We start from the raw sequence: 12,878 nt of genomic DNA, 5'->3' as shown, positions 1-12,878 counted from the left end.
GCTCCAATAACTTAACACTTTTACCTCTTGAAGAAGAACTGGCTTGGTTCGGAAGTTCCTGGCTCACCTATAGCCCAAGGTCCCGTGATCCCAAACTCGGGGATGTTCCTAAAATTATTCTTCACGACCACTATAGCCGGAAGATCATAGCATGCCCCGATCGCAAAGGGACCCTCAGTAATATGTATCTTGCAGGCCTCCAATACTACCTTATTCCGCTCCACTTCATCTCGTGTTCCCAGTGCCTTTTCATAGAGATCCAGTAACCTCTTCATCGGACCTTCTGGAGGTTCGCCCTGTTTCCCTCCTGTTTGATGCCATAGGCCGGTCAATGGGTGGAAACGTGAATTTCCTATAGGGAAGATGTTATCCGGATAGTTTATCAAATCTATATCTCCAGCAGTACCCCATCCCTGGAAGTGGAACTCACCATTCTGGGCACGAACTCCCCAAAGCTCAGGGCTTATCGTATTCAACGAGACATTGAGACCTATAGCTTTCAGATCTTTGGCAACTAGCTCAAGGCCATCTATAGCTGTGAGGTCGGAAGCACCGACATCAATTAACAGCTTTAGCGGGGATCCATCGGGGAGTTCTCGCCACCCATCTTTGTTTACATCTTTGAGTCCTACTCTATCCAGAAGACCTTTAGCCTTCTCAGGGTTATATTCGGAATATGTTGTGGTCCATTCCTTATGGAAATCCTGCGCCCAGGTGACCCCTTGATAATGGATCAGATATTTCCCCATAGTAGCCTGAGCCGGGGTAGCAAGACCGTTCCAGACAATCTGGTTGATACGGTTTCGATCTATGGCTAGGGAGAGTGCTATACGGAAGTCCTGATTGCGGAAGATCGGACGCAGCTTAGGGTCCTTGACGTCCCAGTTCACGTAAAACACCGTAGCTCCTCCATCGCCTACGGCCCACCTGAGGACTCTATAGTTTCCCTTCGAACGGTTTTCCATCAAGAGCGAGGCGTCCTTGAGTTCAAAAGGCCGAAATTGGGCATCAAGTTCACCTGCTATAGCCTTCAAAGGTATTAATTTGGGATCCTGCACGATAGTAACTTCCACTCTATCGATGTATGGGAGCTGATTCCCTTTAGTATCTATCTTCCAGTAATACGGATTGCGTTCTGCAACTAAGACCCCTTTTGAAGCATCCCAGGAAACCGTCTTCCAGGCGTATAGTACAGGGTATTCGGGGTTCAAATGAGGATTAGTTCTTTTCTCTCTCAATGCTTGATAGTCCTTAAGTTTAGGGTTATATGCTGGATGAAACTGCTTTAGGTAATGCTTGGGCGTAAGATAGCCGACGTTTTCCCAAAAACCTTGGGCAATTGCGGTATGGAAAGTATAGTAGGGGGCGGCGAATTTGAACTTTATTGTGTAATCATCAACCTTTTCCACCTCCATCAGTTTGCCCGCTCTCCAGGCCCACCGTGGGGGCATCTCAAAACCATAATCCTTATTTGTAATCAGATCCTTCCACCAGAACATAATATCATCGGTGGTAAAAGGCTGCCCATCCGACCACCTTACGCCTCGGCGCAGATAGATGGTACATGCTTTGCCATCGTTACTGTAGGTCCATGCCTTTGCAAGACCCGGTTTAAACCCTTCATACCCATCTTTCACCCTATTCCAGCGGACTAAAGGCTCTACCTCATTCACCATGTTCCAGAAGCCCATTCCTGGACTGGTATCCACCATTCTCCATGTTCCGCCGTAGACTCCAACCTCCTCTACCGGCTTTACCACATAAATATCCTCCGATACAGGAAGACGCTTTTCTACCGGCGGGAGCTTCCCTGCTTTCACCAGTGCACTAAGCATCGGGGCTTCGTTATACTTCTGGGCACAAAAGCCGCTCGTTGCTAGCAAAGTAATCATGATGCACGCAAATGCTACTACCAAAGATGGCTTGGAGAACCTGCTCATCGGTATCTCTCCCTTACATAGGATGAACTCCTCCGCAAAATCACAATTGCTCCATATACCTTAACCCTGTCATTCCCTTTCCTGGCTTATCTATACTATTTCATCCATAAATTTCCTTTGAATTTACTCTGAAAACATCCCGACGGCATTCCCATCCTTTCGACGGTGCCGGCCGAAAGCCGGCATGGAGGACTGTCATGAAACGGGCAAGTTACTGGACATTTCCCATGCGAGACCGGTAAGCCCCTTGTTGCCTTCTCACAGGATTCGTAGCTTCCTAATCTCCTTTATTTCGTCACTGTCGCAGCCAATATTCAATGTGGCGTGACGCATAAGATGGTCTTGATTCTATTCAGGTCATCAGAACTCCCCCCTTCAGACCCGAGTTAGCATATGGAAAAGAACTCTCCTGAGCCGCTATAGTCCCTGCTCCCTGTAACTGTTGGAACGGTCGCTCCCAACGATATTTGAGCAGGAGTAATACCAGCGGAGGTTTCCCCAGATGATAACCTCCGAGAGAGGAAAGACCCGAAAGATCGCATCTAGGCTGATATAGGCCCGCCTATCCTTTCATTCGCCGGGGGAAAAGTGGACATTTTCCCTTCAGTCTACCATACTTTATGCTTATGCAGTTTCTTTGAAATTATATTACTGGTCAGCTTTAGATAGATTTTCTGATATCCATATTAATTCACAATCTGAGAATTGTCAACCTTTGCTTTATCGATTTGTGAACATTTCTATCTATTTTCCATTTCCCTTGTATTATGGAAATGGTGATCATTGTGGAATTTGAACGCAGGCTAAGAGGCTTGCTTGAGGAGAAGAACATGTCGCAACAGGAGTTCGCACGCCATCTCCATGTAGCGGAATCTACACTATCTCAATACCTATCAGGCAGGCGCAAACCGAGCATAGAGATCATGATGCAGATCGCCGATTTCTTTGATGTATCGGTAGATTATCTTGTCGGCAGGACAAATCTTAGAAACTATGCAATGTGGAGGGCGCAACAGGGATTGGGGAAGTCCCTGGCCAAAGCTATAGATGAAGCAAGCCCTGAATACCGCGAGAAGGTTCCTGATTATTTCCCTATTATTGAAAGGGCTCTGAGCAACAAGATAACCCCTGACATATTGCAGATTCTCCTCAAGGCCTACATTGACGCTAGAAATCTTGATGCCCGAGCCTGACCGAATGCTAAGTCAGGCATTATAAATTGCTGCTCCCCTGTCCAGCTCACTGTACCCAGCACGAGGGCCAGGGGGCAAGGGCTTTTGGGTTCCGATATATGGAGTGGCAACTATATCGCAGGACTTTGACGTACCCTTGGTCGCTGGGTAGCTGGGCAAGCTGGGCAGATACTATTGCACTTTGAGAAAGAATGTGATATGAATTTTATAAAAGAATAGAGGATACCGCTAGGGGTGCTCGCGAGGCTGAGAAGGCGGGGCTATTTCAAGAGAGGTAGCTGCGCCAACCCTTAGAACCTGATGCTTGCCGATTCGAAGGGCCTGAAGGGCGATCGGCACTGGGTAATACCAGCGTAGGGAAGCGGGAGAATTGATTTTCGGATCCTTCCGCCTACTCTTTCTGGTAGGCGCTTTTTATTGCCGATTCAGACTCATTAAAAACTACATACACCAGGTTCACCCGCCTGCGCCTCTCTGCGTTATCTTCTATGAAGGTAGCCGGATGCCATTTGACGTTGTCCCGGCAACACGGGTATCCTTCAAGGGATGTGGAGAGGAGATAGAGAGCATGATAGAAAAAGCGGGGAAGGTTAACGAAAAGGGAAATAGGTCCACAACAACAGAAAAGGCGGGAAAGGGCAACGAAAAGGGAAACGGACTCTCAACAGATGTAAGGAGGGCGTCCGGAGCCGGCGCTGTGGCTATAAGGGCCAGTGACATAGCGGAAATCGGGGTCGCGGTAGCTCTTGCGATAGTCCTGCAATTTATAAAAGTGCTCAGGATGCCGCAAGGTGGCTCAGTATCTCTAGAGATGGTGCCTATATTTTACCTGGCCTTCAGGAAGGGGCCGAAGGCAGGGGTACTCGGCGGAGCGCTCTTTGGGTTTGGGAAGCTCTTTGTTGAACCATATATCATTCACCCCATTCAACTGATAATGGACTATCCATTGCCCTTTGCAGCCATTGGTCTGGCGGGATTCTTCAGGGAGCGCCCGTTAGCGGGCGTTTCACTGGGATGTATAGCCCGTTTCTTTGTGCACTTTCTATCTGGAATAATATTCTTTGCCTCATACGCTCCAAAGGGGCAAAGCCCGGTGGTTTACTCCGCGATATACAATGCCAGTTACATCATTCCGGAATTGATCATATCAGCCATAATCATAGAAGCATTATTGCGTTCCGGGAGGGTTTTCGGTGGAAGAAAAGGTAGAGCAGGCCGAAATCAATAGAGAATTCGGCCGTGCCGTCATTTTCGCAAATGGAACCTATGAGAATGAGGATCGAGATGGGTTTTACCGGGGCCTTCTGGCCCCGGATGATTTCATCATCTGCGCGGACGGAGGAAGCGAGATCGCAGAAGTGCTTGGTTTAGTCCCCCAAATTATAATAGGAGATTTCGATTCTACAGGGCCGGAGATCCTTGAATCCTGGCGGCAGAAGGGAGTCAAGATCCTTACATATCCGGCAGAAAAGGACAAAACAGATACCGAACTCGCAGCGGATTATGCGCTCGACCTTGGATTCAAAAGAATTATATTCCTTGGCGCCCTTGGGGGCAGAATTGATCACGCCCTGGCTAATATTACCCTTCTCATGTCACTTGCCATAAGGCAGATTGATGTCACTATCATCGATAAGCATAGTCGGATCCGGGCCATCGCCCCTGACTACGGCGGACCGGATACGCTCGTCCTGGAAGGAAAACCAGGCGATCTTTTATCCCTTATCCCGATGACTCCCCAGGTGAAAGGCGTGACCACAGACGGGCTGGCCTATCCCCTTCACGATGCTGTACTTTCATTTGGAAGCTCTCTTGGTGTAAGCAATGTATTCACTTCACAGTCTGCTACAATAAGGGTCACATCGGGTTTGATGCTCGCAATCGCCTCTTTTTAGAGATCCGTGTTTTACATAAGCATACAACAAAAGCCCTCCCGGGCAAGTCAGCGTCATGGCGCATGTCCCGCCTTCGCCCTCCCCTTCCCTCGCCTCCAGCATCATCAAGGCTCTCAGTCAGCCAAGTACGAAAACACATTTTCTTCTTGCAGGGTGCATTTCTGAAGCAAATCATACCACCGGCTCGAGCGCCAATTCACCAGCCCAGGAGCTAATCCACATGATTCAAGGTATTTTCACAGAAAATATGTGGAATTCCTTTCGTCTTGCCTGTATAATGAAGAGGCTAAATCGGGCATGTGGCAGAGAACGCCGCCCGCTTTGCGTGAAACCAGCATATGCCGCCCGAGCCGTTGGCCGGACTAGTCATATGGTAGAGAGAGGCGATCTAAGGTGCACGAATTCCTGCTTGAATTGCTCCAATGTCCCTCTTGCCGGGGGGACCTGTCGTGGACTATTATCATGAGAGATAGCTACAGAATTCTTGAAGGCCTGGCGTGCTGCGATAGTTGCGGAGCCACATATCCGGTGAGAGATGGCATAGCCGTATTTCTCACGCCGGACCTTCCGAGAGAAGACCTCTGGGAATCACAGGGGAGCTACATATCGCGTTATTTGGCAGACCATCCCGAAGTCGAGGAGAGATTATTGGATTCTCCACTTGAATCTCTCGCTCCTGCAGATAAATTCTTTAGAGCCATGATTCTCGAAGAAAGAGGCAAATTCCACGAGGCAGAGGAAGCCTATTGCGTGGCTGACCTGGAGATATACACCGCGGAATATCGGGAAGGCCGCGAATTAGAATTCCAATTTGTTCTGGATAGGGTATCCCGGCTTGATGGTATCATCCTGGACCTGGCATCAGGCAGGGGCGCTCTCGCCCAGGCAATGTTGCAGGAGCTGGCCGGACGGGATGTCGTCGTGACGGACTTCAGCCCGCAGGTACTGCGTCGAGACCAGCGTCGTTTCAAATGGCTCGGCCTGGATGATCATGCCAATTTCATTGCTTTTGACGCAAGAAAGATGCCTTTCAAAGGGAATTCGCTACCAATAGTAACGACCAATGTCGGATTGCAGAATATCCGCGATGGAATCGCTGCCTTGCAGGAGCTTGCCCGGGTCATCTCCGGCAGACTTATGGCGATATCCCTGTTTGACCAGGAGGATGACCTTGCAACTATAGAATTTCTCTACAAGAATGGCCTTTCCGATTTTGGGACCCGGAGCAAAGCTCTAAATAGTTTCAAGAAACTGGGATGGAATTTCTCAGTGCAGAATGCTATCAGGGTTAGGGCCTTACCGACGCCGAAGAGCGCCCTCATAGAAGGCACCGGGATAGATGCCATACCTCTAACGGAGACAGTGCTTGAATGGTGCACAATGGTGGCAGAGCCGGCCGCAAAAGGCCAGAATGATTCTGGAAGGCGGACCGTTGTGGCGCCGCCCGCGGTAAGGCAACTGGATCTGAAAATGGTATCAGGGGGATGAGGGTCAATTGGCTGGTTGGGTTTACTTCGCGATAGGTTCGGCGTTTTTCGCCGGCCTGACCGCGCTATTCGGGAAAATCGGGGTAACAGGGATCAATTCGAATCTTGCCACCTTTCTCAGGACTATCGTCGTGCTGATATTCTCCGGGGGAATCGTCATTGGGACGAGGCAATGGGAAAACCCTTTGCGCCTTCCGCAAAAGACACTTTTCTTTCTCTTTCTATCCGCCCTGGCCACAGGAGCTTCCTGGCTATGCTATTATCGGGCGCTACAATTAGGGCCTGCCTCCCGCGTCGCTCCCATAGACAAGCTCGGAGTAGTATTTGCGATGGCTTTTGCGTTCATATTCCTGAAGGAGAAGGTAAATGCCGGGGCGCTGATCGGCGGTCTTCTGATCGTCGCCGGAGCGCTTATTATTGCCATAAAGAGCTGACGAATTAAATATCTTGCGGGCACCCTGCCGCCGAGGCGGTATTTCCCCGTCATTGATGTCATTGATAATGCTTGAGCGGCCGGGGAGGATGTTCAAAAGGAGAGTGAGTGAGGAATGTTTGATGTCTACAAGGAGCGCAAGAAGACAGGAATCTTAGCCAATCATGACAGTCCGTTTGCCAGATTACACTCTGTTCCGGTTGCTGCCGTGAAGATGCAAGACGGATTCTGGAAAAAGAGGATGCTGAAGAACCAGAAGGTGGCTATACCCGCGGTTCTGCAGCGTTTGGAAGAGCATGGCGTCGTCGATAATTTTCTCCGCCTTGCAGGTAAGAAAAATGTCCCGCGAAGGGGTCCACTGTTTACTGATTCCGACCTCTATAAATGGGTCGAAGCAGCCGCCTTTGCCCTTCAATCCGAAATGGACCGCGAGCTACAGAGCGCCCTCAACCGGGTCATCGAAGCTATTGCGGGCGCCCAGGGTGAGGATGGTTATTTGAATACATGGCATGTGGATGAAAGGAAAGGCGAACGGTTTCAGAACCTCGAGAAGGGATCGCATGAGCTCTATTGCGCAGGTCATCTTTTCCAGGCGGCCTTAGCCCTCTACAGAGGCATCGGGGACACTAGACTCCTGGATGTATCAACTAGATTCGCCGACTACTTGTGCAATGTATTCGGACCAGACAAGCGAAAAGGCTTTGATGGACACCCGGAGGTTGAAATGGCACTGGTGGAGCTCTACCGGGAAACCGGAAAGGAGCGATATTTGAGGCTTTCGGAGTTCTTCCTGGAACAACAGGGCTACCAGGATATGGAGGAGTTCCAAGGCCACGCAGTCCGCGCAGCCTATTTCGCGTCAGGGCTAGCGGATTATTATGCCGAAACGGGAAATCCCATCGCTCTCTCGGTCCTCGAGAAGCTGTGGAACAGCATGACGAAGACCAGGATGTATATAACCGGCGGCCTTGGTGGCAGGCACGTTGGCGAATCAGTCGGCAGGCCCTATGAACTGCCGAATGAAAGGGCTTATGCCGAAACCTGTGCGGCAATCGCCAATTCCATGTGGAATTACCGGATGCTTTCTTTGAAGGGTGAGGCGAGATTCGCAGATATCATGGAACTCGCCCTATACAACGGCTTCTTGGCGGGAGTATCTCTGGAAGGAGACTCTTTCTTCTACGTGAACCCATTGCGATACAATGGAAAAGGGGAAGGCGACCCATGGTACGAATGGGCGCGGGTTGGGCCATACCGCAGGCAAGAGTGGTTTGATTGCACCTGCTGTCCAACCAACGTAATTAGACAAATCGCCTCTATCCCAGGCTACCTCTTTAGCACCAGCAAGGAAGGAGTCTGGGTGCACCTCTACGATAATGCTATGCTGGATTGGTGCCTGGAAGACGGGACCCCATTTACATTGATGCAATCCACGAAGTATCCATGGGATGGCGGGATTGAACTCGAGGTCTCGCCTGAGCATCCTGCAGAATTCTCGGTTTTCCTGCGAGTTCCCGGATGGTGTAAAAAATATACAATAGCGATCAACGGAGACATAGTCGGCGGAAAGTTAGCTAACGCGGGTGAGTCTCGTAGTCACGCCAGCGCTATTGAATCCAATGGTTACCTAGAGCTAAGGCGATGCTGGAATAAGGGAGATAGAATCTCATTGCAGATGACAATGGAACCTGTTTTTATGGTTAGCCACCCCAGGGTAGTGGAAAATCGAAATAGCGTCGCGCTATTGCGGGGGCCCATTGTCTATTGCTTTGAGGGGGTCGACAATCCAGAGGTGCCGGTGCTAGATGCCAGGGTCACTATAGATCATCCGGACGATATCAAAGTCCAATATGAAGAAGATCTCCTGGGCGGGGTGGCCACAATTAAATGCCCAGGAGAAGTGCCCTTGGAATTACCCGCCGCTCTATACATGCCCATTGAAGATGTTGTTGAGAGTGACACCAAGAAAGTCGCGCTTAAAGCGATACCCTACTTCGCCTGGGCAAACAGGGAGGTCGCGCCGATGACCGTATGGATCGAGCGAGCGTAGCTGATAATGAAGGTGGTGAGGCCCTTTGATCTCGGATAATGAGTGCCATGCGCCCATGTTCATCATTGCCCGCAATCCTAAGCCCAACGCCAGACTACCATATCTGGCATGCTTACCTGTGGCCGGGGAAGCGCCGCTCGTTTTAGCTACATCGGACACCTGGCCTACTGGCCGGGATCTCTTCTGCTATCAATTGGAGAGCTGGCCAGAGAAATTGGAAGTCCTTGAGGCAGTGCCCGTTCAATCATGCCGGCGGGCCGGCAAAGCCGTGCATTTGGTGCTGAAACGACGCCAGCGACGCCGCTCCATGTTTATCTGGACAGAAAGCAAGGGACGCACATTGATCTTTTGGCGGACCCAACAGACCATGCAGGCAGCCAGACCCGGCATCCGGGTGCCGACGGCCAGGGGCCTCGAGCGACGCACAGTCTCGATTGCCATAGATCATAGAGAACGTTATCCATGGAAATTCCCGCACCAGCATGCATATACGGAGCGCAGGGAACTCCCCACAGGCGACTATGGTATCTTTTTCGGGAACAGGCTCATAGCGGCAGTAGAGCGCAAAACAGTAGCGGATTTGGCCGGCGCTCTCTCATCGGGCACCCTGCGAATGCAGCTAGTAGAGTTGAGCAGCCTGCCTCGAGGATGCCTTGTAATAGAGGGACGACTCAGCGACCTTGTAAAGGCTGAAAAGAAGGGTGGCGTCTCTACGGGATGGTTGCTGAACCTGGTGGCCGCGTTGCAAGCAGAGTACCCAAACGTCCAGTGGATTTTTGCTGAAACCCGAGGTATGGCCCAGGATATGGCCTATCGCTGGTTGTCGGCTGCAGCGGTTGTCTTGCGGGGGCAGATTGAAACCCAAAAGGAAACCCAGGAAGGTCTGGATCCCGACAGTTGGCGGCAGACTGACCCCGAGGAGACGGCCCACGCGTCCTACTCCCCGTCCGGCATTGTTCCGACGACTTCCCAAACAAGCATTGTGGCTGAAGATCCTGTAGAAGGGAATGCCGCCGCTCCTGTCTATGTCAAAGATCGTCTGGGCCGTCACCGCGAGGCGCTTCTCCTTGCCCAGCAGGGATGTATTTGGACCATCAGTAGCTACCAGGAGCATTTTCAGGTAAGCGCGGCGACCGCCTACAATGACATCAAAGACCTTATAGAACAGGGACACCTCACTTCGACGGGCTCTAAGCATCCTAAGCAATATGTTTACAGAAAAGAATAAATCTTTGGCCGCGCGATAGCATCAGACGCCCGAATATGATGTATATCGGCCAGGGGATGGCTGGATATGCAGGCATCTCCTTCCTATGGGCGGAAGACATCATCTATCTCTAACGCGAAACCGCATAGCAGAGGGCTCGACAATGTCATCCCCGAGGAGTAAATCTGCACTGTAGCGAGCTCTTTGCTGTTATGCGCGGTAACCTCGATGCTGCGACCCTCGGGATCTACGATCCAGTATTCACGCACACCATAACGACCATAGATTTGACGCTTGATAATCCGGTCCCATTCCTCCGTGGAAGGCGAGAGGATCTCGATTACCAGATCGGGGGCGCCTCGGATACATGCCTCCTTGATTATCCCGAGTCTTTCACGCGAGATGAACAATATATCAGGCTGGACAACATTATGCCTGCTCAAGACCACATCAATGGGGGAGTAATATACCTTACCTAATTTACGGTCCCCGACCCATTGCCTCAACGCCATCTCGATCCTGCCGGAGATTTCCTGATGAAACACTGATGGAGCTGGTGTCATCTTCCTCAGGTCCCCTTCCACGAGCTCATATCTTTCTCCGAACGGTATCTTGCAATAGTCTTCATATGTGAGGCGTAATTCCAGAGAGGTATATTGGGGGACTGTCTCTTCAAGCATCTCAGGGTTTTCCGGCACATCTAAGTTATCCGGCGCTCCACGGCTGTCTTGTGTGCCCATGCACTTCCCCATGTAATGGTCTTTCATCATGACCACCTCGCTCGTCAATATACATTGAATTGCCATGCTGCCATCCTTATTATACCAGTAGAGGCGAGCCCTGTCAATTTTTCATACCCCATCTCGGCGCATATTTGCCTCCGCGCTCTATAGACCAATGAAAGGGGGTATGCTAAGATAAAGGTGTTCACGCTTTTTCAAATAGAAGGAGAGAAATTGTATGTCTACCCGACCGGCCAATTTCACTACTTCCACGAATTTCATCGATGACATCATCCAGGAGGATCTGAGGCAGAATAGGAACGACGGCCGGGTTCATACGCGTTTTCCGCCTGAGCCCAATGGCTATCTGCATATAGGCCATGCCAAGTCCATCTGCCTGAATTTCGGTCTTGCCGCCAAGTATGGGGGCCTATGCAACCTGCGGTTCGACGACACCAACCCGAGTAAAGAAGATGTTGAATATGTCGAATCCATCAAAGAGGACATCCGCTGGCTCGGTTTTGACTGGGACGACCGACTTTTCTATGCGTCTGATTATTTTGAGCAGCTCTATGAATACGCGGTCCAGCTCATCAAGGCAGGCAAGGCTTATGTTTGTGACCTAAGTCCGGATGAGATAAAGGAATATCGTGGCACACTGACCGAGCCGGGCAAGGATAGCCCGTATCGTAATCGCTCGGTAGAGGAAAACCTTGACCTTTTCGCACGTATGCGGGCAGGGGAGTTTCCGGATGGATCCCGCGTCCTCCGAGCGAAGATCGATATGGCATCACCGAATCTCAATATGCGAGACCCGGTCATTTACCGCATCCTCAGGGCAACGCACCACCGGACCGGCGACAAGTGGTGCATCTATCCAATGTATGACTTTGCCCATCCGATCTCAGACGCATTGGAAGGTATAACCCATTCCATCTGCACACTTGAATTCGAGGATCATCGTCCCCTCTATGATTGGTTCATTGAAAACCTCGACGTCCCGAGCCGGCCGAAGCAGATCGAGTTTGCTCGCCTCAATCTCAATTTCACGGTGATGAGCAAACGGAAGCTATTGGAACTTGTAAAGAAAGGCATCGTCTCGGGCTGGGACGATCCGCGGATGCCGACCCTCTCGGGCTTGCGACGGCGCGGTTATACACCTGAGTCTATCAGGGCCTTCTGTGACCGCATTGGCGTTGCCAAGGCAAACAGCGTTGTCGACATCTCCCTTCTGGAACACTGCGTCCGGGAGGATCTGAACCGCCGGGCACAACGGGTCATGGCTGTTCTTCATCCTCTCCGGGTGGTCATCGACAACTATCCTGAAGGCCAAGTGGAATGGCTTGACGCGGTGAACAATCCTGAGGACCCGTCCATGGGAACGCGGAAAGTGCCTTTCTCCCGGGTGCTCTATATCGAACAGGATGATTTCAGAGAGGATCCTCCCCCGAAGTTTTACCGTCTTGCTCCAGGACGCGAGGTGCGGCTGCGGTATGCATATATCATCAAGTGCAATGAAGTGGTTAAAGACGAAAAGACCGGCGAGGTAGTTGAGGTTCATTGCACCTATGACCCGGAAACTCGGGGGGGCACAACTCTGAATAAACGGAAAGTCAAGGCGACTCTCCACTGGGTTTCGTCCGCTCATGCTCTTGAGGCTGAGGTACGCTTGTATGATAGGCTTTTCACTAAAGAAGATCCAGGCGCAGAAGAGGATTTCCTGGCCTGCATAAACCCGAATTCATTGAAAATCCTGCCGGCATGCAAGATTGAGCCTTCCCTGTCCGGCGCGAAACCGGGCGACAGATACCAATTCGAAAGGCTCGGATATTTCTGTGTTGACCCAGATTCTTCTGCAGGCAGATTGGTATTCAACCGGACTGTGGACCTTAAAGATGAGTGGGCCAGGATTGAGAAGGCGCAAAACGAGAAAGCCGCGGCAAAATGAGCT

10 protein-coding genes and 1 riboswitch are annotated in these 12,878 nt (G+C 50.9%); of the genes, 8 read left to right on the top strand and 2 right to left on the bottom strand.

The features are described from left to right. Positions 1-20: 20 nt before the first annotated feature. On the bottom strand, positions 21-1,940 hold the full coding sequence (locus tag HPY52_00220) for an ABC transporter substrate-binding protein (GenBank protein ID NPV78690.1): 1,920 nt from the start codon (positions 1,938-1,940) through the stop codon (positions 21-23). 767 nt (positions 1,941-2,707) lie between these two features. On the opposite strand from HPY52_00220, the gene HPY52_00215 reads away from it, so the two are divergent. The 7 genes from HPY52_00215 (at position 2,708) to HPY52_00185 (ending at position 10,226) form a co-directional block, all read left to right on the top strand. Further along, a complete protein-coding gene (locus tag HPY52_00215; protein ID NPV78689.1) occupies positions 2,708-3,133 on the top strand; it encodes a helix-turn-helix transcriptional regulator in 426 nt (141 codons plus the stop codon). Positions 3,134-3,353: 220 nt separating this feature from the next. Continuing rightward, positions 3,354-3,510, top strand: a riboswitch (TPP riboswitch). 191 nt (positions 3,511-3,701) lie between these two features. Next, positions 3,702-4,361, top strand: a complete 660-nt coding sequence (gene thiT, locus HPY52_00210; protein ID NPV78688.1) for an energy-coupled thiamine transporter ThiT — start codon at positions 3,702-3,704, stop codon at positions 4,359-4,361. Next, complete coding sequence (locus tag HPY52_00205) at positions 4,327-5,028, top strand: thiamine diphosphokinase (protein NPV78687.1); 702 nt, start codon at positions 4,327-4,329, stop codon at positions 5,026-5,028. Before thiT ends, HPY52_00205 begins: the two co-directional genes overlap by 35 nt. A 393-nt stretch (positions 5,029-5,421) precedes the next feature. Then, a complete protein-coding gene (locus HPY52_00200) occupies positions 5,422-6,516 on the top strand; it encodes a methyltransferase domain-containing protein (GenBank protein ID NPV78686.1) in 1,095 nt (364 codons plus the stop codon). A 7-nt stretch (positions 6,517-6,523) separates the two neighbouring features. After that, on the top strand, positions 6,524-6,949 hold the full coding sequence (locus HPY52_00195) for an EamA family transporter (GenBank protein NPV78685.1): 426 nt from the start codon (positions 6,524-6,526) through the stop codon (positions 6,947-6,949). A 114-nt stretch (positions 6,950-7,063) separates the two neighbouring features. Continuing rightward, entirely contained in the window at positions 7,064-8,998 is a 1,935-nt protein-coding gene (locus HPY52_00190; protein ID NPV78684.1) for a glycoside hydrolase family 127 protein, read from the top strand. A gap of 25 nt (positions 8,999-9,023) precedes the next feature. Next, positions 9,024-10,226, top strand: a complete 1,203-nt coding sequence (locus HPY52_00185; GenBank protein ID NPV78683.1) for a hypothetical protein — start codon at positions 9,024-9,026, stop codon at positions 10,224-10,226. Positions 10,227-10,309: 83 nt separating this feature from the next. Here the strand turns inward: HPY52_00185 and HPY52_00180 are convergent, their stop codons facing one another. After that, the gene (locus HPY52_00180; protein NPV78682.1) at positions 10,310-10,993 is read right to left on the bottom strand and encodes a Uma2 family endonuclease; all 684 of its coding nucleotides are present in this window, start codon (positions 10,991-10,993) and stop codon (positions 10,310-10,312) included. A gap of 172 nt (positions 10,994-11,165) precedes the next feature. Between HPY52_00180 and HPY52_00175 the strand changes: the two genes are divergently transcribed. Continuing rightward, positions 11,166-12,875 (top strand): glutamine--tRNA ligase/YqeY domain fusion protein, encoded by a 1,710-nt coding sequence (locus HPY52_00175; GenBank protein ID NPV78681.1) that lies wholly within the window; start codon positions 11,166-11,168, stop codon positions 12,873-12,875. The last annotated feature ends 3 nt before the right edge of the window (positions 12,876-12,878 follow it).

The sequence above is a fragment of the Bacillota bacterium genome, from assembly GCA_013178415.1.
Classification (GTDB): Bacteria; Bacillota; SHA-98; order Ch115; family Ch115; genus Ch115.
This window is presented reverse-complemented; position numbering and strand designations above follow the sequence as displayed.